This is a genomic window from Streptomyces sp. NBC_00016, assembly GCF_045040885.1.
Classification (GTDB): Bacteria; Actinomycetota; Actinomycetes; order Streptomycetales; family Streptomycetaceae; genus Streptomyces; species Streptomyces coriariae.
In genome coordinates this window covers 9720144-9744841 of sequence record NZ_CP108304.1, presented here as the reverse complement: position 1 = coordinate 9744841, position 24698 = coordinate 9720144, and the positions used below count along the sequence as shown (strand labels likewise).

Sequence of the window (24698 nt, the reverse complement as noted above, 5' to 3'; positions counted from 1 at the left end):
CACGCCGGCCGGCTGCAGGCGGGACTTGGTGGTTTCGCCGGTCGCTGGGGCACCGAGCTCGGTGGCCTGGATGCGGACGTGACGGGCGGTAGTGGTCTTGAAGCCGTACGTCTGAACCAGTCCGCCGGGTTCGCCTGCCCCGTGACGGTGCGGGCTGTGGTGCAGATGCTGGATCACCTGCGGTCCCGCCACCGGCCGCCGGTGTGTCGGTGCGGGGGAAGAGCCCTACGGCGTCGAGGTCGATCTCCACCCACACGGGGTTCGGGCTGACGTCGGCTGACTGTTGTTGCTTCTCAGCGCAGCTGCTCGGCCAGTCCGACGATGATGCCCTCCGGGCCGCGGACGTAGCAGAGCAGATAGCTGTCCTCGAACCGGGCGATCCCGCCGAGGAGTTCGGCGCCGTGAGGGCGCAGGCGGGCAACGGTGTCCTCGATGTCGTCGACGGCGAACATGACGCGGTGCGTGCCCAGAACGTTGTGCGGCCGGTTGCGCGGCCCGTCGCTGATCACCTCGGGGCTGCGGTACCTCGCCAGCTCGAGCCGGCTGTGACCGTCCGGGGTCCGGAGCATCGCGATGTCACAACGGACACCGTCGAGTCCGGTGCACCGGTCGGCGACGAGACCCCCGACCTCCGCCCTGCCCTCCTGCTCCATACCGAGTTCCACAAAGAACGCGATGGCGGCATCCATGTCCTCGACGACGATGCCGACGTTGTCCATCCGCTGAATCGCCATGCTGGTTTCTCCTTCTTCCTCGTGCGGCCGGGGGTGGCCGCTGATGCCCCTGGGACGGAGCCGCTGGCACGTTCTCGACATCCTCAGGCCGCCGAAGTCATGCCCTGGCCCTACCGGCGACGCCGCACCACCCTCGAGGAACTCTCGACTGTGCTTGGAACGACTCACCGAGCCCTACCACCCCACCGCCAGAACGTGGCGCACCCACAAGGTCCACGACACGCACGACGCGCCGCCCGCGCCCTGGCCGGACAACTCTCTCCCCCGACCCGCGCCGCCCACCCCGCACCCCAGCCCTTGCTTCATCTATCGAATCTCGATAGATTCCCATCGCGATTCGATGGAAGGATGGGTCATGGGAAAGCTGACCGTGCGTGCGCTGCGCGCCCTGCTCGTGGTGGTGCTCGCCGGCACCGTGTTCGTACAGGCATTGATGGTGTGGACATTGGTCAGCGGGAACGACCCGGAGGACGGGTCGCTCCCGCTGACCGCGCTGCGCGTGATCACGATCTTGGGCATGGTGTCGGCCCAGGTCGCCCTGGTCTGCGTATGGCGGCTGGTGACCATGGTGCGACGCGGAACCGTGTTCTCCCACGCCGCCTTCCGGTACGTGGACGGCGTGATCGGCGCGATCGTGGCGGCGGCCCTCGTGTGGTTCGCGGTCACGGCCATCAATGCGCCGGGCCAGCGGGACGACCCGGGCGTCACCGTCATCATGGGCGGGGTTGGCGTGGCCATCCTGGGAGTCGCGCTCATCGTGCTCGTGCTGCGGATGCTGCTCGCCCAGGCCGTCGCGCGCGACATCGAAGCGGCGCAGATGCAGGCCGAGCTGGACGAGGTGATCTGATGCCGATCGCCGTCGACATCGACGTGATGCTGGCCAGGCGGAAGATGTCCGTGGGCGAGCTCGCGGACCGCGTAGGGATCACTCCCGCCAACCTGGCGGTACTCAAGAACGGCCGCGCCAAGGCGGTGCGCTTCGCGACGCTCGCCGCGCTCTGCGAGGTGCTCGAGTGCCAGCCGGGCGACCTGCTGCGCTGGGAGCCCGAGGACGCCGCAGCCGACTGACGGGCCCTTCCAAGATCATGGAGTTCTCGACGCCGTGATCCCGGTGGAAGACCGTGCCTGCCGACGCATCAGCGCCGATCCCGCCTGCCTTGGAGCAACCCCGCGAGCATCCCGAGCCGTGCCCCAGGAGATCCCGCGCCTGCTGCAATGGAGCGCCTTCGCGTACGGCCCGATCCGCTGCCCCCGAAGCGGTGCCTGCCGGCGGAACCGACGGTGCGGCGGCAGCCGGGCCGCATCGACGGCGACACGCTGGACCGGGCGGCGGGCCACTGGCCGGCCGACCGGCGCGCTGGGGCCGACGGTCAGGTTGAGACTGGGCCGAGCGCGTAGAGCACGTCTCCGAGGCAGAAGACCCGGCCGCGAAGGGGATGGCCCAGCGGGGCCCGGGGGCCCGGGAGGCCCGGGAGGCCCGGGAGGCCCGGGAGGCCCGGGAGGCCCGGGAGGGCAGTCTGCTACCGGAACGTGGCAGTCGGACGGATCAGTAGTTGGCGTTGGCGAGGATCTCGCCGTTCTTGTCGTAGACGGTCACCAACCCGTTGTCGGACTCATAGCACGACGTGAACGCGGAAGCGATCAGCTTGCCCTCGCCCTGGTGCGGTCCCATCAGTCCGCCGCTGAAGTCGGTGAACACCTCGGGAGCATCCAGGATGTTGTTCCGCTTGTCGGCGCCGGTGACCTTCGTGACGTGCTTGATCGCAGCCTGCTCGGTGGGCGTGCCGGACTTGGCCACGCAGGCCTGGAATTCCTCGGCCTGCGTCTTGGTGGACTCGACCGGGTTTTCCTCCTTGGCGGGCTCTTCCTTCGCAGGCTCGTCCTTGGCGTCGTCGGTCGTCGACTTGCCGGTGGCCGCCACGGCCTTGTCCTTGTTGCTGTTGTCCGTGGAGTCGCCGCCGCTCGTCGCGGCTCCGACGATGCCGATCACGACGAACAGGCCGATGACTCCGGCGCAGCCCAGTCCGATGATCTTGCCCGCGCCCGGCTTCTTGGGCGGGAGCGGCTGGAAAGGCGGGGCGGCGTATCCCGGAGGAGTCTGGGGGCCACCCCATCCGGGCTGTTGCTGGTTGGGCTGGTGCGGCTGCTGCGGGAATTGCTGGCTCATGTCGCCCCCTGAGATGAATATGACTTACGGGTGTGTTACTAGCGAAAGAGCTGCCTGGTTGCGCCAAACCCGAAAAGATCACCCGATCGTGGTGAATAAGGTTCCCGTCGGGGCGATTTCGGTGGGCCCCCGTGGCTGGCCTGCTATGCGGGCTTGACAGCGGCGGCGATCACACGTGACGCAGGCGAAGTTCCGGCGAACCTGCATGCCGGCCTTCAGGAAGCCAAGGACCAGGCCGGCTCGGCGAGGTCGCCGCGACTCCGATCGGGGAAACGAGGATGCGAAGCAGCGGCGGGAAGGAGACTTCGTCATCTCGGCGGGCAGCCGGCAGACAGTACTGGTGCACCCCGACGACGCCGCAGGCCTTCAGGCACTACCCAACTGGGAGAACAGCAACGGTTGTTGCGGACCGCCCACTCCGTCGCCCCCAGGCACGCAGCATGCCGAACCCGCAAGGCACGAGCCACTTCCGACCCGTGCCCCAGCCGGGTCAGGTCCTCGTCGATCAGACGGCCGAGTCGGGCATGATCTCCCGGACCTCTTGCGCACAGCGGCAAGCGGCGGCGATCTTGGCAGCCCACTCCAGCGCGTCCTCACGTGTGGGCACATCGATGATCGAAAACCCGCCAATAACCGCCTTGGTCTCCGGGTACGGGCCGTCGGCGACGGTCCCGTCGGTGGCCACGACGCTGGCCTGCTGCCTTTCCAGGCCGCCACCGAAGACCCACACACCGGCGTCCTGAGCCTCCCGCACCACCTCGTGCGAAGCCTCGGCCACCTCGGGCAACTCCTCCTCGGGAAAGGTCATCGCGCCGTCATCGAACGAGATCAGGTACCGCGTCATGCATGGCTCCCTCGGCCGTCGGCCTCCTTCGGCGGCCTCTCACGATACGACGAACGCCTCCCCTCAGGACCGACACTCGCCCACCCTCCGAAACAGGGCGCTACGAGAGCACCAACCGCCGGCCCAGGACGTCGGTTGGGAGCCGTAGCGCAACCAAGACGGAGCGCGGCCGATCGGCTGCACGGGGCGGATCGGCTGCACGGACGGCTTCAGCCGACGACGGACATGATCGCCCATACGCCTTTCACAGCCTCTTCAACACCGAGGAGGCGGTCAGTTGAAGGCATCGGTCATGCAGTCCGCGCGGCAGCCGGCGGCCTCGAAGCGCCGGCGGAGGGCGGCAGCCGCCTCGTCGCGCTCCACGAGGACGTGCCCGTAGTGCCGGCACGCCACCCTGGTCACGTCCCCGACCGTGACGATGGCCGGTTCGCCGCGTGCCGCCCGGCGGCGCGCTTCGGCGATCGCCATGTCCGCAGAACGGAGCAGGTTTCTGGAACGGTCCCGGATTGCGGCCGCCTGGGTCCGTTTCATCGAGAGGGGGCGCAGGACGCGCCCCTTCCAGATGAAGCCGGCGGCGACGAGTACGGAACCGAACGCGACGAACAGGAGTCCGCCGGGGTCATGAGGCATCTGCCCAGTCTTCACCACACGCGTAGCGGTCGTCATGCCCGCGCGGGCGGCCGGATGACAGCGACCTCGTGATCGACTCAGTCGGGCTTCGCTTCCTCCTGACAGCGCCGGCGGGCGAGGATGCCCGTGAGCGGATCGGTCACGTGGAACCGGTGCTCGTACGAGCGTGCGACGACGTCCTGCGGTCCCCGTCCGGCGCCGGGTCGGCCGGTCCGGGCAGCCCGCTGGAACCGGCTCCCGGGATCGGGCATCCGGGGACCGACTCGGCGCTCTCGCCGAGGAAGCCGCCCGACTGGTGCTGCCACAGCTTGGCGTAGGCACCGTTCGATGTGAGCAGTTCCTCGTGGGTGCCCTGCTCGACGACGCTTCCCCGGTCGAGGACGACGAGACGGTCCATACCGGCGACGGTGCTCAGACGGTGGGCGACCACGAGGGCCGTACGTCCGTCCATCAACCGCCACAGGGCGTCCTGGACGAGGAGTTCGCTCTCCGAGTCCAGCGCGCTGGTGGCCTCGTCGAGCAGCAGGATCGGGGCGTCGCGCAGGATGGCCCTGGCGAGGGCGACGCGCTGACGCTGCCCGCCCGAGAGTTTCACTCCCCGCTCCCCCACCAGAGTGCCGAAGCCGTCGGGGAGTTGGTCGACGAACTCCGTGACGTGGGCGGCCGCGGCCGCCGCGTGGATCTCCTTGTCGGTGGCGCCTGGCCGGGCGAAGGCGATGTTGTCCCGCAGGCTGCGGTGGAACATGGCGGGTTCCTGCGGGACGTAGGCGATGAGCGAGCGCAGGTCGGCCTGCCGCAACCCGCTGATGTTCTGACCACCGATCAGGATGCGTCCGTCGCCGATGTCCGACATGCGCAACAGAAGCCGGGTGAGTGTGGTCTTGCCTCCGCCGGACCTGCCGACCAGACCGATCCGTGCGCCTGCGGGCACGTCGAGGTCGAGTGCCTGGAAAATCGGCTTCGCGCCCGCGTGGGCGAAGGTCACCGCCTCGAAGCGGATGCCTGTGTCCCGCGGTGCGAGTGGCTCGGGTTCCGCCGGGTCGAGCACGGTGGGCGGATCCAGCAACAGCTCCGTGAACTGCGCGGCCTCGGTCATCGAGCTCTCCAGACGCCGATAGATCTGGTTGAACTCGAACATGATCTGGGTGGCGTTGGAGTAGTAGGTGAAGGCAACGACTACCTCCTCCACTCCCTGGCCCGGGCCACCGAAGACGATGGCGACCAACAGGCCCAGTACGTTCGTCAGTACGGACATGGGGGCGATCAGGGTGTCGACGCGCAGATTGCCGTAGTCCCACGACCGCAGCGTCAGGCGCCGGGAATCCGCGACACGGCTGCGGTGTTCGTCGGCCTCCCGACGCTCGGCCGCGAAGGCCCGGATGGTCTCCATGTTCATGAGGCTGTCGGCGACGTGACCGGAGACCCGGGCGAACGCCGCCTCACGGTCGTTGACGAGCCTCTGCCGACGACGGATCAGCGGTGTCGCGGCCAGCACCGTCAGCGCGATCATCACCAGAAGGCCGGCGACGAGCATCGGTTCGTAGCTCCACAGCACCACGGCACCGAACACCAGGGGGACGAGACTGCCCACGATCCGGTACGTCACCGTGTCCACGAAGTCCTCGAAGCGCTTGCCGAAGCTCAGCACCCGTTTGGTCAGCGAGCCGGCGAAGTTGTCATGGAAGAATGCCGCGTCCTTGGCGAGAAGTTCCTCCATGCCGCTGACGTACAGGTGTTCCATGCCGAGGGCGTCCACGCGGTTCAGGCAGTGCTGCCCCACGCGCCACACAGCCTCGGCGAGCAGCAGCGTCACGCCGAAGCCCAGCACGTACGGCAGCGCCGAGCTGAGCGTGAGACCGTCGTCGTCGGCAGCCTGGCCTGCCAGTTTGGCGATCAGCAGGGGGGCGACGTAGCGGGTGCCGATGTTGCCCACGGCGGGCAGCAGCAGCGCGGGCAGGGCCAGCCGTCGCAGTCTCAGCAGTTCCCGACCGTAGCGGCGCAGCGCCAGAACGACCGCGCTCCTGCCCGGCGTCGGCCCTTGCGTGTCTGTTGTCCCCATCACACTCCCGGTGGTTCGGAAGTCGGAAGTGTCCCGTTCGGGACGGTCCTCAGTCCAGGCATTTACCGCGGACCGGCGAGAACCGGACACCACGGTGCTCAGCGTGCGCAGCGGACGTGTCCTTGCCGTAGTGGGTGCAGCCGCATGCCGCTCGCTCCTGCTGCTGCCGGAGCTCCATGCCGTCGGCGACTCCGCAGCTGACGTTGTCGGGGCCGCCAAAAGCATCGGCAAGGTCGATGAGTTCGCGCACGCCTGCTCGGGCTCACTGACCTCGGAGCACCCGGCGCATCTCTTCCGCCCGCACGACGGTCGCACAGGCCGTCGAAGCCGAGCAGTCAGCGGGTTTCCCACTGGGCATCGCGCAAGCCCGGCGATCGCGTCATCGAGGACGGCGAGCAGTTTGCCCGCCGGGATGCCGTCGGGTTTCGAGGTGCTTGAGCGCATCGCCGGATCGACAGCCGGCAGCGATTCGAATGCGTCGGCGATGGCCGCGAGGGCCTCCTCGAAGCACTCCTACCGACGCAGAGCCTGGCGCCCCTGGGAGAGCGTTTCCTCTCACCCTCAGTCGCCTGGACGGAATTTGTGGCGTGGTCGTCAGCCGGCCAGCATCACGCTCAGTAGCAGCAGAAGCGTCACCGGCAGAAGCGTGATCACCAAGGCTGCTCCGGCCGCCAGGATGCGGAGCGTCTTGAACGAGCGGCGGTGGGGGAGAACCCAGGCCGCGGCGAACAGTGCGACGGCCCAGTAGAGCGCTGCTCCGTACTGCCCCATGCCCGCCTGCGCGCGGATCGCGCTGTACTCCAGGGCGAGGACCGGCAGGCCGAGCGCAGAGGCCACCAGGGGGATCCTCCACCAGGTCGGGTGGTCTGCTCGGCGCTGAGGCACGAAGTTCTGCGTCGTCATGAGAGCCACTTCACCAGCACCGACCGCCACGGGCATCGGGGTACGTACTCATGCGCATGCGCGTTGCGCCTGAGTAGGGAGCTCACGTCGAGGCCCCACTGCCCGAATTCCGGGAATTCGTCTCCTTCCGGACAACGGCAGCAGGCCCTGAGCCCAAATGTCCGCGCACGGCAAGCCGCCCTCGCGAGCTCCGGGTACGGATGGCTACCGCGTGCTAGGGCGGTCTGGCCGACCAGTTGAGGTCGTGGGCCGGCGCCGGAGCCTGCCGAGCAGGTTCGCACAGCCGTGCACGACCGCGGCGCGGGACGGTGGCGGCTGCATCTGACGCAGGAGCAGATGCAGTCGATGGCGTACGGGGTTCTGGCTGCGCTGACTGACCGGTCCACAACGGAGGCCAACCGCTTCGGCCGGGACTACGACGTTGAGATGATCTTGGAGTCGGGGATAGGCAAGGAAGGCCGCACCGCCATCCGTTCGGCTACCCGGCCAGGGCGAGGTCGGGTAGGCGGCGATACCGAGCATCGCTTGATGAAACGCCGTCGCCCTTGAGGCGGCAGTCTCGGAGGATCCTCCACCCCTTCATACGGGCGAGGGTGTGCTCGACCTGGGCGCGCACCTGCCTGTGGCTCCGGTTGTGTTCCTCCTTCCAGGCCGGAAGTTCTTCGCCTTTGCGGCGGCGGTGCGGGATGACCATTCCGGTGCCCTGATAGCCGCCGGGCACGGAGCAGCAACCGTCGCCCCGTGCACTTCGGCCCGAGGTCGGTCCAGAATGCCGCCATGGCCGAAGAAGAGCACAACGAGGCAGATCAACCCTCATTTTTGTCATGCACCGCCGAGGTGGCGCGGCTGCTGGACCTCGGAAGCCTGGCTGACGTGCCGGAAGCGCGCCGCGCACGGCACCTGGCCCATGCGGCACGTAAGCCACTACTCGAACGCGCCTGCTTGCCCGAAGAGCTCTTCGCCCCGTTGATGGCCGCAGCCGTCTACGACCCGGATCCCAGCTTCTGCCGTTGGTTCGTCGAACCAGCGGTATACGCATTCGGACGCCGCCGAGTCATGATCGCACTGCTCGGCTATCTGCAGACAGGCACGGATGCGGAGCAAGCAGGCGCCAAGCGGGCCTGGTACTGCGCCCATGTGCCGCTCCACGCGGATCGGTCCCCGGCCTACGCACCGGGCGGAAGTCGTAACCCCGCCCTCGACGAGTACCGCGATGTGGCGGACGAGTGGCGGGATAAGCCCTCGTCTCTCAAGCCCTCATCCGACGGCCCCCTTCGGGATGGCTCGCCACCGTCAACCGCTCGGGCCAGCTCTACGACCTGACCTGGGCTCCAGAGCAAACGACCTGGATAGCAGACTCTCCGCCGACTCCAGCGGCGCCCTGGGGCGGGAGCCTGGACCAGCTAAAAGCCCGGCCCACCGTTGTCCACTACATGTTCTGTAGCGGTCATGACGGTGGGGTCGAATCGGTAACGCAGGCAATGCAGGCCACTGGACTGGACCGTCCCGTCTGCCTGGGCGCCCAGGCGGCGCAGTACCGCGATCGAGGCCGTGTTGCCGGGCAGGACGAACGCGAAGACGACAGGGAGCGCGAGGGGGCCAAACGCCAGGTCCAGGCACGCGCGGCCCGCTTCGCCGGCGATCCCGCGGCCCTGCGCCCGCGGGTGCAGGGCGAAACCGAGGTCAACTCCGTACCCGGCCCGATTGCGCAGTCCGACCCTGCCGAGGAACGCGTGCGTTGCAGCATCCCTGACCGCATAGTCGCCGTATCCGTGTCTGGCCCAGTGGGCGACATGTTCGTCGCACATGGCCTCGGCCACGGATCGGCTGTCCGCTTGGCCGGTCGCCAGCCATCGCATCACGCTGTCCTGGCTGACCACGGCCTCGAAGAGATCGTCGCTGTCCTCGCGGCGAATCGGCTCCATCACAAGTCTCTGGGTACGCAGAACAGGTCCATCTGACCGGGCCACTCAGCAACTCCCCTGACCGAAGCAAGGACCGAAGGAGCATACCCAGCGAGTCTTTGGAACCGGGCGCCGCAGGTGTGGCCAGTCGGCTTGGGACAGACACGTGTGGGAGCGGCGCATCCCTCATTGCGCCGCCGCCTCACCCTGTGCCGGGCCCCCAGACAGGAGCAGCCGGCGTGCGGAGGCTGCGGGACGAAGCGTTCGACGCTCACCATGCCGTCGTCGATGTCTACACGGTCGGCGAGTTGGGCCAAGACGTGCCCGGGCCGCAGGCCGGCCCGGGCCGCGAGGGCACGCAGCCGGCGGGAGACATCCGCGGACAGCGACACCTGCGCCCGCAGTTCGTCAGGGCGATGGGTAGCCAGGATGTTGCCTGGCCGACGCTCAGTGCGGCGGCGGTGTGGAATTGTAGAGGTGCAGCGACGGTCCTCATGACCGACAACGCCGCTGCCGTCCCTGCGAGTCAGTGCCGAGCGGCAATCCTCATGCCCCTGCTGACGGCCGCCTCGGCCGGACACATTTGGGGCAGGTTCCGCGCGCGGAGCCAGGAACTTGCTCGTTCAGGCGGGAATCCTGAAGGCACAGCTCAGGCGATCCATCCGTCACTGTGTCGGTGACGGCCCAATCCCACAACGGAGAACTCGTCCTCTCCGGCGTCTGCCACGATGCCCAGCCGTCGAAGTGCCTGCGAGATGGCGCTGCCGGCCGGCGGGAAAGGCCGGCCCTCCGGCACCTGGAGCGGCCCCCACACGATGGTGCCGCCCTCCCACACGACAGCATGCTGCTCGCCCACGCCGCCGAAGTACTCGGCTTCCACGTAGGCCACCGGCCCTGCGGCCGACCAGTCCGCGAGGGTCTTCTCGAACCCTCCAGGCAGGCGCCAGAACCCCAAAGCGCCCGCATCGCTGCCATCTGCGACGGAATCGAAGAGGGCGTCCGTCATCGGCATCAGTGCGAGGCCATGTCCGAGCGATGCCAGCCGAGCAGCGGGCAGCTCCCGCGAAGCGGCTCGCAGCAGCTCTCTGCCGGCGATCACTGCCTGCAGGTCATAGCTCATCCCCGTGCTCCCTCCAACGATCGGAGGCCCCATCTTGGCGCACGGGACATAGCCGATCCCGCGCGGCACCTCCGGCCAAAACCCCGACGCTCCCAGAGGGTTCCCACGAGGACACCGTCCAGGTCCCTCGAACCCGGTGGCTTCGGAGCAAGATCGCAGTGGACAGCGGCGCGCACACACCCGTTGCCCCGTCCCGCGACGGCGCAGCGCAGGACACCAGCGCCTGCGACGGCCGGCACATTGACAGGCACCTGTCGGCATGTTGCCATGAGGCGCTGCTCAGCCGGGCCTGCGCCGCGTCGTATGCCGCTTGAGCTCGGGCACCGGACTGACCACCACTTGACCGGGGGCGGCGCCCCCGAACCCAGAGCGAGGACCCATGCCGCAGCGCGCCGCGACCATCGTCGGCGGCGGGATCGGCGGGCTCGCGGCGGCCGTCGCCCTGCATCGCCGCGGTTGGCGCGTCGAGGTGCTGGAACGTGCCCCGGAGTTCACCGAGATCGGCGCCGGGATCTCCCTGTGGCCGAACGCGCTGCACGCGCTCGATGCACTCGGTCTGGGCGACACCGTCCGGGCACTCGGCGCCGTCGAGGCCGTAGGCGGCGTACGCGACCGCCAGGGCCGATGGCTGTCCCGTACGGAGAACGCGGAGCTGACGCGCCGCTTCGGCCACCCCCTGGTGGTCCTGCACCGCGCAGACCTGTTGCGGGCGCTCGCCGACGCGCTGCCCGCTGACAGCCTGCGGCCGGGCAGTGAGGTGTCCGCGGTCCGCGACGGTGTACCCGGCTTGGTCGTCGATCACCGTAGGGGCGAGTCGCGGCCCGACCTCGTGGTCGGCGCCGACGGGCTGCGCAGTGCGGTCCGCCGTGCCCTGTGGCCCGAGGCGGCCGGCCCCCGGTACGCCGGTTACACAGGCTGGCGCATGGTCACCGGGCCTCTCGCCGAGCCGCCCTCGCAGGGCGCAGTGACCTGGGGCCGCGGGGCGCGGTTCGGCTACACGGCGCTGCTCGGCGGGCGAATGTACTGCTTCGCAACGGCCTCGCTGCCGGCGGGAGCGTCCTCCGGCTCATCCGAGTACGCCGAACTGCTGCGCCGGTTCGGGTCCTGGCCGGACCCCATCCCCGCCCTTCTGGCTGCCACGCCCGTGGACGCGGTGCTCCGACACGACCTGTACGAGCTGCCGCCGCTGTCCTCCTTCGTCCGCGGCCGGGTCGCGCTGCTGGGCGACGCGGCCCATGCCATGACCCCCAACCTGGGCCAGGGCGCATGCCAGGCACTGGAGGATGCGCTCACCCTCGCACACTGCCTCGACGGCATCCCGGACGTGGCCGCCGCGCTCCGCTCGTACGACCTGTTGCGCCGCCCCCGGACCCAGGCCGTCACGCGCCGTTCCGCCCGGCTGGGCGCAATCGGCCAGCTGTCGTGGCCGCCCGCAGTGCTGCTGCGCGACACGGCCGCCCGGCTGGCACCGACGCGGGCGACGCTGCGTTCCATGACGCCGGTGCTCGGCTGGACCCCGCCCGGTGACCCGGTGACCACGACGAAGAGCGAGAGCCCCTGATGCCGGACTGGACGTATCACCCGCTGCGCGGCATGGCCGCCGGCATCCTCGGTCGGCGGCGTTCGCAGCGAACCGCACTGCGGCTGCTGGCCTCGATCGGCTCGCGTCCCGCCGGCGCGCGGATGATCGCCCGGGGATTCGCTCACCGTCATCCGCCCGAGGGCCTCGCCGGCGAGATCGCCGGCGTGCCCGTGGCCGTCCGCCTCGGCATATCCGTCCCGCCCGCACTCGCCCGCGAAGCGGTACGCGCCCTGCCCCCGCTCGGAGCTGGTGTCGTCGAGGTGGCGCCCGTCTCCGCGGACGACGCCGCGACGGTACGCGAGGCCGCTGCCGGCCGCTCGGTCCCGCTGGTGGTCGGCGCATGCGACCCGGCGGCCGAGGCCGCCCTCAAGCCCCACGTCGACGGGTTCACCAGCAGCGACGACCCGCACGTGGTCCATGTGTCCGACCCCTCGGTCACCGCCGCGGCCGCCGTGCTCAAGGAACCGAGCGCCGTCGTGCTCGCCCGGCCCGGCGTGCTCGTCGCGGCCGGACCCGGCTGGTTCCAACGGGTCACCGAGGCAGCCACGCCCACCGCGCCCGCTCCGGTACTGCGGGACGTCGGACGCGATCCCCGCCGATGGCCCGTCTGGTGGTGGGCGTTCCTCGTCGGCCTCGGCATGACGGGCGCCGGACTCGGCGCCGCGGCGATCACGCTCGGACCCGTGCTGCTCTGGTACGACCGCGACTACCTCGGCATGACGCTGCACGATCTGCATGGCGTCAACCACCACCTCGTGCACTTCCTCCAGCACGACCGGATCACCATGGCCGGGACCATGGTGGCGATCGGCGCCCTCTACACCGGCCTCGCCATGGGAGGGATCAGACGCGGCTGGCCCTGGGCCCGCGAGGTGTATCTGCTCTCGGGGACGATCGGCTTCCCCACCTTGTTCTACTTCTTGGCCACCGGCTTCGTGGAACCCCTGCACACGGCCACCACCCTCGTGCTGTTTCCGATGTTCGTGGCCGCGGTCCGTCGGACCCCGCACACACCGCGGTGGCGCCTGGCGCCCGAAGGTCCGGAGCCGGAGCGCCGCCGGGCGCTGGCCGGCCAGTTGCTGCTGATCGTCACGGGAGCGGGGCTGTTCGTCGGTGGAGCGGTGATCTCGGTGGTCGGTCTGACCGGTGTCTTCGTGCCAAGCGACCTGGCCTTCCTGGGCACCAGTACGCAGACGCTGGAAACCGTGAACCCCCGGCTGACGCCGTTCATCGCCCACGACCGGGCGGGGTTCGGCGGTGCCCTGATGGCCGCCGCAGTGGCCATCACCCTGCTCAGCGCGTGGGGCTGGCGGCGGGGTGAGGCCTGGGTGTTCTGGACCCTGGCCGCGGCGGCGGCCGCCGGCTTCCTGCCGGCTGTCGTGGTGCACGGCGCGATCCACTACACCGACTTCCTCCACCTCGCGCCGGTCTACTTCGGCATCGCCATGACCGGCACCGGTCTGCTGCTCGCGCGTCCGTACCTGTGCGCCAAGGCGTCGCCGTGGCCGAAGGACTGACCGGGCCGCCCCGGCGAGCGCTCCACCATACGCGCGTGGAACGCATCCGTGCGTGGACGCTCGGACGTATCGGCGCTGCCGTCCTGTTCCTGCTCGCGCTCGGCACGGCGATAGGGCCGGTGTGGGCACAACCCCAGCAGTCGGTGGGGGTTCCCACCACCTTGCGGGCCGATCCATCCACGGTGCCCGTCAAGAACGGCGCCCGGAGGGAAACCGACGGTCCACTGCCCACCGGCCACCCGAGCCGACGGCCTCAACGGCCCGATACCACCCGCGTGTCGGCGACCACCGCGGTCCATGGCGCCGACTTGGCGCACGTCGGCCCGGCCTTCGCCGTCGGTCCGTCCCGGCCGACGCCTGCGGACTACGTGCCCGTCACCGAAACGGTAAAGGGCAGGGTGGGGGACACCGTCGTGGTCCGGCTCGGTGTGACGAACCTGGGCCCTGGTTCCCCCGACGGCGAAGCCGGATCCTTCGCGGTCGTACCGCCGCCCGGAACCACCGTCACGTCCATTCCCTGGGAAGGGGACGACGACGATCGGCGATACGCCTGCCGGCCGCCACAGGACGAGGACAACTACTTCTTCCTGTGCGACTTTTCGCCATCGGCCGGATCCTCGATCACCTTCGGCTTCCACATCCGCATCGACAAGCGGATCCCCGGCGCCAAGGGCTCCATCACCGTGTACGGTCCGAAGGACCCCGTGCCGGGCAACGACCGCGAGACGATCTCCGTCGACGCCACATCCGCGCCGCTGTGGCGGTGGCAGCATCCGCTCTGGCACTGGCACCACTGGCCGCCGGCGGCAGCGACGCTGGCCGTCCTGGCACTGGCGGGCAGATGGTTCGTCAGGCGGCGCAGGCAAGACGAGGCCTGAAGTGCGCACGTGCGCGAGAGCGGCCCGCACCTTGAGGGAAGGGTCGTCCGCGAGCCGCGCCCGCTGCGCGGGTTCGGCCCTGGCGCCATCGCGAAGTCGATCCGAGCGCCAGGGCCCGGGTGCGCCAGGATCACCGCCGCATCCGGCGAGCAGTGCGGCGATCACGCCGTGCGGCTCGGTGAGGTCGCGGCGGAACGTGCCCAGCGGGGCGAGACAGTCGTCGACGGGCCAGGTGGTGAGGACCGCGGAGCGGGTGAGGCAGAGGCCGACGGCGTGGATCCGGTACGGGTCGGCGGTGATCCGAGCGTCGGCGAACGTCGGCCCGCCGACACAGTCCCCGGGCCGGGTGCCGTCGCGCGAGGTCGCCGCCGGGCCGTGGGTGACCGTGTGGAGCCGGCCGGTGACATCGGTCGGGGTGTCTGTTCCTCATCACGCACCAGGTCGCGTTCCGGGGTTCCAGCAGCCGCGTGAACGTGAAGGCGGCAGGTCATCGAGGGCGGCCTCGGCAAGCGGGATGAAGGCTGAGCCGCCATAGCCCGCGCTCCTCGCCGTCGGCCGCGGGCCGACCGACCACAGTGATGAGTTTTTGCGCCCGCACCCGTCACACCTACGACGGGACACGACGAGGCGGAAGGATGACGTGATGAGTGCGGACACGCGACTGGAGGAGCTGGGCGTGAGCGGTCTGGGCGAGGTCGATGAGTCGGCGTTCTCAGGGCTGGCGGAGCGGCACCGGCGGGAGCTGCACGTGCACTGCTACCGGATGCTCGGGTCGTTCGAGGACGCCGAGGACGCCGTGCAGGAAACGTTCCTCCGTGCCTGGCGGCGGCGGGAGACCTTCGAGGGGCGGTCGACGTTCCGGGCCTGGCTGTACCGGATCGCCACCAACGCCTGCCTGGACCTGCTCGCCAAATGCCGCCCGGAGCCCGCGACCGGCGGCGAGGTGCCGTGGCTGCAGCCCTACCCGGACCGGCTGCTCGACGAGCTGCCCGCGGGCGACGCGGACGAGCCGGAGATCGTCGCCGTCGCGCGGGAGACGATCGAGCTGGCGTACCTGGTCGCAGTCCAGCACCTCGCGCCACGCCCACGGGCCGTGCTGATCCTGCGGGACGTGCTCGGCTGGCCGGCGAAAGACGTCGCGGAGTTCCTCGGGGACTCCGTCAACTCCGTGAACAGCGCATTGCAGCGGGCCCGCGCCGGCCTGCGGGAGCGCCTGCCCGCCGAGCGGCAGGACTGGACCGGCGGCGAACAGGACGCCGGGACGCGCCAGCTGGTGCGCCGCTATACCGACGCCAGCGTGGCCACGGACGTCGAGACGCTCGCCGCGTTGCTGCGGGACGACGTCCGCAGCTCGATGCCGCCCACACCGGGCCTGTACGTCGGCCGCGACGCGGTGGTGAACGACTGGATCGAGAGCGGCTTCGAGGGCATGAAGGGCCTGCGCGCCGTCCTCACCTCCGTGAACCGGCAGCCCGCCGTCGCTTTCTACCTCTGGCGGAAGCGGGAGGGCGCGTACCTGCCGCTGACGATCGACGTCCTGCGCGTCGTCGGCGGGGCGATCACCGAGATCGTCACGTTCCACGACGACCGGTTCCCGCGGCTCGGGCTGCCGGAGCGCCTGCCGGCGGACGGCACGGAGTAGTCCCGCTGTGGACGCTCGCGCTGCCCTCATCGGGCTACATCTCGTCCCTGCGACGGTGATGACCCCCACCCTGGCGCGGGGCCTCGGCACCCGGACCGATTGACGCACTCGCAGCCGAGCCCCGACACCTGCGCCTGCGCCTGCGCCTGCGCCTGCTGGAAAAAGGGCTCAGCGGCGCGCAGGTGGCCAAGCCTGGAGCGCCCACAGCCACTCGGCAAGGACGAACGACATCGACCCGCAACGGGCGGTGGCCCCACGCGGCCACCGCCGAGGGCGCCCGCTCCCCCGCTCCCTCCCGATCAGCCGATCAGCTTGCTCGCGAACGCGCCGCGAGAACCTACGCGTAAGGGCACCCCCCGAAGCGCATCGCGCAGGTCACGCCGTGCTGTCACCGGGCGGCGGGGCGGTCGAGTTGCGCACCACGAGCTGGGTGCCCACCTCCATGTGATCCATGAGCAGCCGCTGCCCGTCGATGACGGACAGCAGTGCGCGGGCCGCCTTCTGGCCCATGTCGTGCAGTGGCTGACGCACGGTGGTCAGACCGGGAAAGCTCTGTGCCGCCTGTGGGAGGTCGTCGAAACCGACGACCGAGCAGTCGGTGGGCACGGTGAGGCCGCATGCGCGGGCGGCGTCGATGGCGCCGAGCGCCATCAGGTCGGCGCCCGCGACGATCGCCGTCGGACGGTGCTCGGCGAGGAGGTGGGAGGCGGCCCGGAAGCCGCTGGCGTAGGAGAAGTCGCACGAGGCGACCAGCTGCTCGTCGACCTTCAGCCCGGCGAGCCGCATCGCGTCCTCGAAGCCCTGGAAGCGGATGGACGTGCTCTCGAGATCCTCCTCGCCGCGGAGGTAGGCGATACGGGTGTGCCCCAGGTCGATCAGGTGCTGTGTGCCCTGACGCATCCCGTGGTAGTTGTCGACGCTCAGCCGGGGCAGGGGCACGGCCAGCCGGCGGGGATCGATGATGACGCAGGGCAGTTTCTGCCGGCGCAGCAGCTCGACCGTCTCGTTCTCCAGGACGGGCGCGATCATGAGTACACCGTCGACGAGGCCACGTGCCAGGAACTCGATCCGGTCCTTCTCCCGCCCCGCGTCGTGGTACGAGGCATTGACGAGCAGTTCCTGCTCGGCACTGGCCAGCTCGTCGGCGACGCCCCGGAGGATTTCCAGGCCGTACTGGCTCGTGAGATCCAGCGCGATGAGGCCGATGAGCCCGCTGCGGCCGGCCTTGAGGTTGCGAGCGGAGACGTTGGGCCGGTATCCGAGGCGCCCGGCCACCTCCATGACGCGCCGCCGGGTCTCCTCGGAGGCTCCCGGCTTGCCGTTCACGACGTTGGACACGGTCATCGCGGAGACGCCGGCCTCCTCGGCCACCTGCGCGATGGTCACCCGCCCTGCCACCCCAACTCCTTCTGCCGATGGGCCGTTTGGCACCTGGTGAAGACTTTAGATCCTCTTCACCACCACATGGACTGGAAACTTCAGGAAACTTTAACGATAAGTTGCAGTCAACGTCAACGGCGGCCTCCCAGGAAGCACGGTTCGACCCTGCGAACAGGGCGGAGGTGGGGGTTGCCCGCATGACGCCCGAGGGCGATCGGCAACATCGAGCGCCTTCACCGGCCACGGAAAGTTACGTATAGATGTCCGCTAAGTTTTGCGTTACAGTCCCTGGCCATCGGCACATGAGTTCGCCGAAACTCGGGTCGACCGGCCCTTTTCATGCGAATCAGCGCTGCACCCACACGGCACAGGCTGATCGGTTCACATCGATTCAAATCCCCTTCAGACATGACTGTCGGTACCTACCGACGGGTGAGGTGTGCAATGAAGCGTTCTGGGAGATGTATCGCGGTCGCCACCACGGTCGCCGCCATGGCGATGTCGCTGGCCGCTTGCGGAGACGGGTCGTCGGGCGCCTCCGCCGACGGCACCGTGACCCTTCACGTGCAGGCGTGGAAGGGCGGTGGCGCGGAGCCCGCCAACGTCGCCGAGATCAACAAGGCGTTCGAGAAGGCCCATCCGAAGATCAAGGTCGACTTCGAGTACATCACCGCGAACGACACCTACACGCAGAAGCTCCAGCCCGAACTGCTGGGCGGCAAGGCCGGCGACGTGATCATGGTCGACACGGACCGGATGAAGAAGTGGGGCGCCTCCGGATACCTCGCCGACCTGTCCGGTGAGTCGTGGGCGAGCCGCATCACCCCCGACGCCAAGCAGTTCGCGCAGGTCGACGGCAAGACCCTGGCCATGCCCATGGAGCTGATCGGCATCGGTCTGTACGCCAACATGGACCTGCTCAAGAAGGCCGGAATCACCGAAGTCCCCGCGGACTGGCCGACGTTCCTCGCCGACCTCGGCAAGGTCAAGAAGGCCGGCATCGATCCCATCGCGCTGCCCGACAAGTCGGGCTGGACCGGCAGCTCGGTCTTCCAGGCCGCCGGATCGACCCTGGTCTACCAGAAGAACAAGCAGTGGGACGCCGACTTCCGGGACGGCAAGGCCTCCTTCGCCCCGGACTGGAAGGAACCCCTGCAGCAGCTGAAGACGCTGGAGGACCAGGGGTACGTCAACTGGAAGAACGAGCTCGGCGTCGACGAGTGGTCGCAGGGCCCGCAGGACTTCAGCGCCGGCAAGAGCGCCTTCTGGTACCAGGGCGCGTGGCAGGTCTCCAACGTCGAGAAGGCCGGATTCCCGGTCTCCTTCGCCCCCTGGCCGGGCGGTGCCGCGGGCACCAAGCCCAACGGGATGCTCTTCTCCGGCACCATGTGGGGCGTCAACTCCCAGTCCGAGCAGGGTGACGCGGCGCGCGAGTACGTCAAGTTCTGGTCGCAGAACAACAACCTCTCCAAGTACCTCGAGGCCGAGCACGCCGAGTCGCCCTTCATCAGCGGACTGACGCCGGAGAGCACCGAGACCACCGCGTTCACCACGGCCTTCGAGGAAGGCCGATACCGGATCCTCCCGTCCGACTCCTGGTACGCCGCCGCGGCCGAGACCACGACCGGCTCCAAGATCCAGGCCTACCTGCTGGGCAAGGCGTCCGCCGCGCAGACCCTCAAGGACATCCAGACAGCGGCGTCCGCCAAGTAACCCGGCCCCCGGTCAGCCCTGGTGGGGGCGCGGAGTCAGCGGCTCACCGACCGCCCCCACCACGGCCCTTCCGGGCAAGAGGAGGATCCCCGTGTTCCACCGACGGCGCGCCACCATGGCCGCCTTCCTGCTGCCGGCCATCGTCGTGTACGGCGTGTTCATGCTGTATCCACTGGCCCGAGGCGTCTATCTGAGCATGACCGACAGCCTCGGCGGCCCGATCGCCCACTTCGTCGGCACCCAGCAGTACCGCACCATGGCCGACGACCCGGCCGTCACCGACGCCCTGTGGCACACCGTGCTGTACGCGGTCGTCGTCGTGGTCGTCCAGAACGGCCTCGGCCTGCTCTTCGCGAGCATGCTGTTCCGCCGCCCCAAGGTCCGCAAGGTGCTCAACGTCGTCCTGCTCACGCCGACGCTGATCTCACCCGTCATGGCCGCCTTCATCTGGTCCTACCTGTTCGCCCCGACCGGCGGCATCAACGCACTCCTCGACACGGTCGGCCTGCACGGTCTCCACCACGTCTGGCTCGGCGACACCTCGACCGCGCTGTACTCGGTGGCCGCCGTCAACATCTGGATGTTCACCGGCTACTCCTGCGCGATCTTCCTCGCCAGTTACATGAGCATGCCGACCGAACTCCTGGAGGCGGCCGCGCTGGACGGCGCGAGCGGCTGGCGGCGCTTCCTCAGTATCGAATGGCCCCTGCTCGCCCCGGCGCTCACGGTCAACGTGACGCTCAGCCTGATCGGCTCACTGAAGGTCTTCGAGTTCCCCCTCGTGCTGACCAACGGCGGCCCGGCCGGAGCCACGGACACGCTGACGCTGCTGGTGTACCGCAACGTCTTCGGCGGCGGGAAGTTCGCCTACGGCATCGCGCTGTCGGTCGTCCTCCTCGTGACCGTGGTCGTCCTGTCCAGCGCCACCTCATCCATGCTCCGGCTCCGCGAGCGACGAATCTGACGGAAGCTGACGGATCGCCACCATGACTTCAGACATCACCTCCGCGCCGCTCAAGACCCGGACCTCCCCCGTCGGCAGGCACGGGAGCCCCGAGTCCCCCGGCGAGCCACCGAGGGCCTCCCGTGATCCGCTGCGCCGGCTCGCCGGCGGCCTCGGCACCGCCCTGCTCTGCCTGGGCACGCTGCTGTTCGTCCTGCCCTTCCTCTTCACGGTCGTCACCTCGCTGCGCACCGCGGCCGACGTGGCCCGCTCCCCGCTGGGCATCCCGCACTCACTGACCCTGAAGAACTTCTCCGACGCCTTCAGCCAGATCCACTACGGGCGAAGCACCCTCAACACACTGCTCATCACCAGCCTTTCGTGCGTCGTCATCACCGTGATCGGCTCGCTCGCCGCCTATCCACTCGCGCGGATCACCCAGCACTGGTCCACCGCGGTGTACCGGCTGTTCATCCTGGGCACGTCCGTCCCCGTCTTCGTCGTGGTGGCTCCGCTGTACCTGTTGATGCGCGATCTGAACCTGCTGGACAGCTACACGGGCGTCGTCCTCATCTACACGGCCCTCAACCTGCCGGTCGCCGTGTTCTTCTACACCAGCTTCATCCGCTCCATCCCGGCAGACCTGGAGGAGGCGGCGGCACTCGACGGCTGCGGCGCCTTCCGTACCTTCTTCACGATCATCCTGCCGCTGCTGCGCCCGGTCACCAGCACGCTCCTGACCTTCGTCTCCCTGCAGATCTGGAACGACCTGCTGGTCCCCCTGGTGTTCCTGCAGGACCCCGGCAAACGGACCGTCATGGTCAACGCCTACTCGTTCATCGACCCGCACACCGTGCAACCGACCACGCTCTTCCCAGCCGCGCTGCTCGGCGTCCTGCCGCTGCTGATCATCTTCATCTTCTTCCAGCGCCAGGTGGTCGCCGGCATGTCCGCCGGAGCGGTCAAGTCCTGAACCCCGCCTGCTGATCCGCGGCCTCCAGCACATGACGACCTCACCGTCCCCGGGGCACCCCCATGCCCCGATGTCCCGGAAGGACCATCCACCGATGTACGTGGTCTCCTACTTCACCGACGCCGACGAGGCGCTCCACCTGGCCTGCAGCCACGACGGCGAGAATTTCGCGACGGTGAACGGCGGTCGGCCCGTGCTGCGGGGCACGGTCGGCACCGGCAGGCTCCGGGATCCGTTCATCGGGGTGGGCCCCGACGGCCTGTTCCATCTGCTGGCCACCGACGGCTGGACAAGTCCTCATATCGTCCACGCCACCTCAGCCGACCTTCTCACCTGGTCCGAGCAGGAACTTCTCCCGATCATGGCCGCAGTGGAGGGAGCCCTCAACGCCTGGGCACCGGAGTTCTTCCTGGACCGCAGGACCGGGCTCTACCACCTCATCTGGTCGTCGGTCGTCGAGGCCGGGAGCACCGCCGAGGGCCGCAACTTCGAGCACGTCGGTCAGAACCACCGCATCTGGCACTGCACCACCGAGGACTTCAGAACCTTCTCCGCTCCCGCTGTCTTCTTCGACCCCGGTCACACGGTCATCGACGCCACCGTGCGGGAGCTGGACGGCGGCGGATTCCTCATGGCCTACAAGGACGAGCGTGGCACCAACGATCTCGCCACCGCCCACAAGGACATCCACCTGACCACCTTCGACACCCCCGGCGGCCCGTACAGCGCCTCCACCGGGCCGGTCACGCCTTCCGTGGTGGAAGGGCCGTCGATCTTCCGCCGCGGAGACGAAGCGGTCATGATCTTCGACCATTACCTCGAGGGAAGGTACGGAGCGGTCCGCAGCAAGAACGGCGTGGAGTGGGAGCTCGCCTCACTGGCTCTGCCCTCGGGCATGCGCCATGCCTCCGTCCTCGAAACGCCCCTCCTGGCGTCGCTCCCGACCCGGTGAGACACAGCTCGCCGGCGCGTGGGGCTTTCCCCGCGCGGTCCGACGGGCTCGCCTCCTGCCCGTGAGCCCCTCGCGCGTGGCAGAACCGGCGCCGGCCACACCACAGACTCCGGGCGCGTCCGCGTCAAGCGGCCCGTCCGGTGCAGGAAGATCCGCGTCGCGGTCCGCGGCGCGGAGGACACCTTCACCCACCAAGGAGCGTCGCAATGAAGCGTCGCAGAACGGACCGCCCGGGAGTCCGGGCGTCCCGCATCCTCACCCTGCTCGCCACCCTGACGGGCGCCCTCCTCCTCCCGGCCCACACCGCCCTGGCCGCGGGCACCAGCTACTACGTCAACTGCTCGGCCGCCACCAACGGCAGCGGCACCCAGTCCAGCCCCTGGAACTCGGTGAGCAGTGTCAACAGCACCACCTTCGGCGCCGGCGACAGCATCCTCTTCGCCGCCGGCACCACCTGCACCGGCCAGCTCACCCCCGGCGGCTCCGGCGCCTCCGGCAGCCCCGTGACCATGGGCGCCTACGGCACCGGCGCCAAGCCGGTCATCAACGCGAACGGCGCCACCGGTCCCGTCATCCACCTGCTCAACCAGCAGTACTGGGAGATAGGCGGTCTGGAGCTGACCAACGCCGCCGCCTCGCCCGCCTACCGCTCCGGCGTCCTCGCCGAGAACAGCTCCGGCGGCATCCTGCACCACATCCGGGTGCATGACATGAACATCCACCACATCAGCGGCTACTCAGGCGGCTGGTACGCCACCAACGCGGGCGTCGGCGTCCAGACCGACCACACCACCCCCGTCTCCACCTGGGACGACGTCGTGGTCGAGAACAACACCTTCGACCACGTCGACCGCATCGCCGTCGCCGTCACCCCGGACGGCGACGGCCAGGGCACGGGTCAGACCACCGGCACGGTCATTCGCGGCAACACCATGACCTACGACGGCGCCGACGACATCCTCGTCGTCAAGAACGACGGCGCCCTCATAGACGGCAACAAGGCCGGCTACGGCGGCGCCAAGAACACCTGCCCGCCCTCCGGCCAGTACTGCAACGGAGCCTCCGCCGGCATCTGGATGTCCGGCAGCAACGACACCGTGGTGCAGAACAACGAGGTCTACTGCCACGTCAACGGCGCCGACGGCACCGGCTTCGACGTCGACTGGGGCAACCACAACACCACGTTCCAGTACAACTACAGCCACCAGAACCTCGGCGGTTTCATGCTGGTGATGCCGCCCTTCACCATCGCCAACGAGCCCACCTCGACCGTGCCCAGCGACGGCACGGTGATCCGCTACAACATCAGCGAGAACGACGGCACCAACGCCGGCTGTCCCGCCGCCGGCACCCCGACTCACGGCACGGGCGTGTTCCACTTCGTCGGCAACATCCCCAACAAGAGCGGCAGTTCGGTCGCCGTACCGCTCATCTACAACAACAGCGTCTACGTCAACCAGAGCGGCCTGAACACCCCGATCCTCTACTCGCGCCGGGGTGGCAGCGTCACCGGAACCCTGTCCTTCCGCAACAACGCGGTGTTCAACTACGGCACCGGCGGCTACTTCACCACCAGCTCCGGGTCCGTCTACTCCAACAACCTCTTCTACGGCACCCACCCGTCGTCCGAGCCCGCCGACGCGGCCAAGGTCGTCACCGACCCCGAGTTCCGCAACCCCGGCAACACGAACACCTCCTCGTCCTTCACCGGCGCGGGCGCCTACCAGGTCCACCCCTCCTCCCCCGTCGTCCGGGCCGGCACGGTCATCAGCGGCAACGGGGGCAAGGACGCCTTCGGCAACACCGTCTCCGCGACGGCCGCGCCCAACATCGGCGCCTACAACGGCACCGGCGGCAACCTCGTCTCCAACGCCGGCTTCGAGACCGGCGCGATGAGCCCCTGGACCAACAGCGGCGCCGCCCCCTCCGTCACCCCCGCGGGCGCCCGCACCGGCGGCTACGCCCTGACCACCCAGGCCGGCGGCAGCGGCGCCAACCAGAACCTGACCGGCCTCACCCCCAACACGACCTACCTCCTCACCGGCTGGGCCAAGGTGGCCAACGCCGGCGAAACCCTCGCCATCGGCGTCAAGAATTACGGCGGCACCGAGACGTTCACCAACGTGGCGACGACGTCGTACTCCCAGGCCGCGGTGCTGTTCACCACCGGCGGTTCCAACACCTCCGCCCTGATCTACTGCTGGAAGAACACCGGCGGCACCGGGACCGGCAACTGTGACGACCTCGCGGTGGAGGCCCTGTCGTCCGCCACCAACACAGTCACCAACGCGGGCTTCGAGACGGGCGCCCTGACGCCCTGGGCCCAGAGCGCGGGTACGGCGTCCAGCGTGGTCGCGTCCAACGCACGCAGCGGAACGTACTCCCTGCAGACCGGGGTCAGCGCCAGCGGAGCGATCCAGACGGTCAGTGGTCTCAGCTCCGGCGGCACCTACCTGCTGGCCGGCTGGGCCAAGACAGCCACCGCCGGTGAGGAAGTGGCAGTCGGCGTGAAGAGCTTCGGCGGGACGGAAACATATCTGCGGACCTCGACGACGTCCTACGCCCAGCAGCCGATCTTCTTCACGACGGGCGCCACCACCACCTCGGCCGCCGTCTACTGCTACAAGAACGCCGGCTCCTCGGCCGGATACTGCGACGACTACACCCTGCTCAAGCTCTCCTGACCACGACCGGCACCTTACGAGAAAGGTCTCAGCAAAGGTGGGCGGGCGGGTCGAACCGACCCGCCCGCCCGCC

At 69.2% G+C, this 24698-nt stretch carries 22 protein-coding genes and 2 pseudogenes; 13 read left to right on the top strand and 11 right to left on the bottom strand.

Features of this window, described 5'->3' with window-relative positions; all coding sequences use genetic code 11:
* Positions 1 to 293 precede the first annotated feature (293 nt).
* Positions 294 to 734, bottom strand: a complete 441-nt coding sequence (locus OG933_RS42890) for a VOC family protein (RefSeq protein WP_405632790.1) — start codon at positions 732 to 734, stop codon at positions 294 to 296.
* A gap of 355 nt (positions 735 to 1089) precedes the next feature.
* Here OG933_RS42890 and OG933_RS42885 point away from each other — a divergent pair, with 355 nt between their 5' ends.
* Both OG933_RS42885 and OG933_RS42880 read left to right on the top strand, forming a co-directional pair.
* Positions 1090 to 1581, top strand: coding sequence for a DUF2975 domain-containing protein (locus OG933_RS42885; protein WP_405632788.1), 492 nt, complete (start codon positions 1090 to 1092; stop codon positions 1579 to 1581).
* A complete protein-coding gene (locus tag OG933_RS42880; protein WP_405632787.1) occupies positions 1581 to 1802 on the top strand; it encodes a helix-turn-helix domain-containing protein in 222 nt (73 codons plus the stop codon). Before OG933_RS42885 ends, OG933_RS42880 begins: the two co-directional genes overlap by 1 nt.
* Positions 1803 to 2280: 478 nt before the next feature.
* Here OG933_RS42880 and OG933_RS42875 read toward each other — a convergent pair whose 3' ends face one another.
* The 6 genes from OG933_RS42875 to OG933_RS42850 form a co-directional block, all read right to left on the bottom strand.
* Positions 2281 to 2901: a hypothetical protein gene (locus tag OG933_RS42875; protein ID WP_405632785.1), complete on the bottom strand. Its 621-nt coding sequence runs from the start codon at positions 2899 to 2901 to the stop codon at positions 2281 to 2283.
* Positions 2902 to 3406: 505 nt separating this feature from the next.
* Positions 3407 to 3745: a YciI family protein gene (locus OG933_RS42870; RefSeq protein WP_405632784.1), complete on the bottom strand. Its 339-nt coding sequence runs from the start codon at positions 3743 to 3745 to the stop codon at positions 3407 to 3409.
* Between the two features lie 273 nt (positions 3746 to 4018).
* Positions 4019 to 4375 (bottom strand): hypothetical protein, encoded by a 357-nt coding sequence (locus OG933_RS42865; RefSeq protein WP_405632782.1) that lies wholly within the window; start codon positions 4373 to 4375, stop codon positions 4019 to 4021.
* Positions 4376 to 4514: 139 nt separating this feature from the next.
* Positions 4515 to 6434 carry an ABC transporter ATP-binding protein gene (locus OG933_RS42860; RefSeq protein WP_405632779.1) on the bottom strand — a complete coding sequence of 640 codons (1920 nt, stop codon included), beginning with the start codon at positions 6432 to 6434 and terminating at the stop codon, positions 4515 to 4517.
* Positions 6435 to 6483: 49 nt separating this feature from the next.
* On the bottom strand, positions 6484 to 6684 hold the full coding sequence (locus OG933_RS42855; RefSeq protein WP_405632776.1) for a hypothetical protein: 201 nt from the start codon (positions 6682 to 6684) through the stop codon (positions 6484 to 6486).
* A gap of 344 nt (positions 6685 to 7028) precedes the next feature.
* Entirely contained in the window at positions 7029 to 7337 is a 309-nt protein-coding gene (locus OG933_RS42850; RefSeq protein ID WP_405632774.1) for a hypothetical protein, read from the bottom strand.
* 285 nt (positions 7338 to 7622) lie between these two features.
* On the opposite strand from OG933_RS42850, the pseudogene OG933_RS42845 reads away from it, so the two are divergent.
* Positions 7623 to 7751, top strand: a pseudogene (locus OG933_RS42845) (DUF6417 family protein); the annotation flags it as partial.
* Positions 7752 to 7844: 93 nt separating this feature from the next.
* Here the strand turns inward: OG933_RS42845 and OG933_RS42840 are convergent.
* Positions 7845 to 8052: pseudogene (locus tag OG933_RS42840) on the bottom strand (transposase family protein); the annotation flags it as partial.
* A 62-nt stretch (positions 8053 to 8114) separates the two neighbouring features.
* On the opposite strand from OG933_RS42840, the gene OG933_RS42835 reads away from it, so the two are divergent.
* Positions 8115 to 8660: a hypothetical protein gene (locus tag OG933_RS42835; RefSeq protein WP_405632772.1), complete on the top strand. Its 546-nt coding sequence runs from the start codon at positions 8115 to 8117 to the stop codon at positions 8658 to 8660.
* An 80-nt stretch (positions 8661 to 8740) separates the two neighbouring features.
* Here OG933_RS42835 and OG933_RS42830 read toward each other — a convergent pair whose 3' ends face one another.
* Positions 8741 to 9262 carry a GNAT family N-acetyltransferase gene (locus OG933_RS42830; RefSeq protein WP_362525926.1) on the bottom strand — a complete coding sequence of 174 codons (522 nt, stop codon included), beginning with the start codon at positions 9260 to 9262 and terminating at the stop codon, positions 8741 to 8743.
* A gap of 628 nt (positions 9263 to 9890) precedes the next feature.
* Positions 9891 to 10361 carry a hypothetical protein gene (locus OG933_RS42825; protein WP_405632771.1) on the bottom strand — a complete coding sequence of 157 codons (471 nt, stop codon included), beginning with the start codon at positions 10359 to 10361 and terminating at the stop codon, positions 9891 to 9893.
* A 379-nt stretch (positions 10362 to 10740) separates the two neighbouring features.
* Between OG933_RS42825 and OG933_RS42820 the strand changes: the two genes are divergently transcribed.
* The 4 genes from OG933_RS42820 (at position 10741) to OG933_RS42805 (ending at position 15980) form a co-directional block, all read left to right on the top strand.
* Positions 10741 to 11922 (top strand): FAD-dependent monooxygenase, encoded by a 1182-nt coding sequence (locus OG933_RS42820; RefSeq protein WP_405632769.1) that lies wholly within the window; start codon positions 10741 to 10743, stop codon positions 11920 to 11922.
* Entirely contained in the window at positions 11922 to 13460 is a 1539-nt protein-coding gene (locus OG933_RS42815; protein WP_405632768.1) for a hypothetical protein, read from the top strand. The genes OG933_RS42820 and OG933_RS42815 overlap by 1 nt, the downstream gene beginning before the upstream one ends.
* On the top strand, positions 13445 to 14338 hold the full coding sequence (locus tag OG933_RS42810) for a hypothetical protein (protein WP_405632765.1): 894 nt from the start codon (positions 13445 to 13447) through the stop codon (positions 14336 to 14338). Before OG933_RS42815 ends, OG933_RS42810 begins: the two co-directional genes overlap by 16 nt.
* 643 nt (positions 14339 to 14981) lie before the next feature.
* The gene (locus OG933_RS42805; RefSeq protein WP_405632763.1) at positions 14982 to 15980 is read left to right on the top strand and encodes an RNA polymerase subunit sigma-70; all 999 of its coding nucleotides are present in this window, start codon (positions 14982 to 14984) and stop codon (positions 15978 to 15980) included.
* Between the two features lie 375 nt (positions 15981 to 16355).
* On the opposite strand, the gene OG933_RS42800 is transcribed toward OG933_RS42805, so the two are convergent.
* Positions 16356 to 17378, bottom strand: coding sequence for a LacI family DNA-binding transcriptional regulator (locus OG933_RS42800; RefSeq protein WP_362525940.1), 1023 nt, complete (start codon positions 17376 to 17378; stop codon positions 16356 to 16358).
* Positions 17379 to 17804: 426 nt separating this feature from the next.
* On the opposite strand from OG933_RS42800, the gene OG933_RS42795 reads away from it, so the two are divergent.
* The 5 genes from OG933_RS42795 to OG933_RS42775 all read left to right on the top strand — a co-directional run bounded on the left by OG933_RS42795 (position 17805) and on the right by OG933_RS42775 (position 24625).
* Positions 17805 to 19073, top strand: a complete 1269-nt coding sequence (locus tag OG933_RS42795; protein WP_362525942.1) for an extracellular solute-binding protein — start codon at positions 17805 to 17807, stop codon at positions 19071 to 19073.
* Between the two features lie 91 nt (positions 19074 to 19164).
* Entirely contained in the window at positions 19165 to 20037 is an 873-nt protein-coding gene (locus OG933_RS42790) for a sugar ABC transporter permease (RefSeq protein ID WP_362525945.1), read from the top strand.
* Between the two features lie 22 nt (positions 20038 to 20059).
* Positions 20060 to 20989, top strand: a complete 930-nt coding sequence (locus tag OG933_RS42785) for a carbohydrate ABC transporter permease (protein ID WP_405632760.1) — start codon at positions 20060 to 20062, stop codon at positions 20987 to 20989.
* Positions 20990 to 21083: 94 nt separating this feature from the next.
* The gene (locus OG933_RS42780) at positions 21084 to 21941 is read left to right on the top strand and encodes a glycoside hydrolase family 43 protein (protein ID WP_362525950.1); all 858 of its coding nucleotides are present in this window, start codon (positions 21084 to 21086) and stop codon (positions 21939 to 21941) included.
* A 206-nt stretch (positions 21942 to 22147) separates the two neighbouring features.
* Entirely contained in the window at positions 22148 to 24625 is a 2478-nt protein-coding gene (locus OG933_RS42775; protein ID WP_405632757.1) for a carbohydrate binding domain-containing protein, read from the top strand.
* The last annotated feature ends 73 nt before the right edge of the window (positions 24626 to 24698 follow it).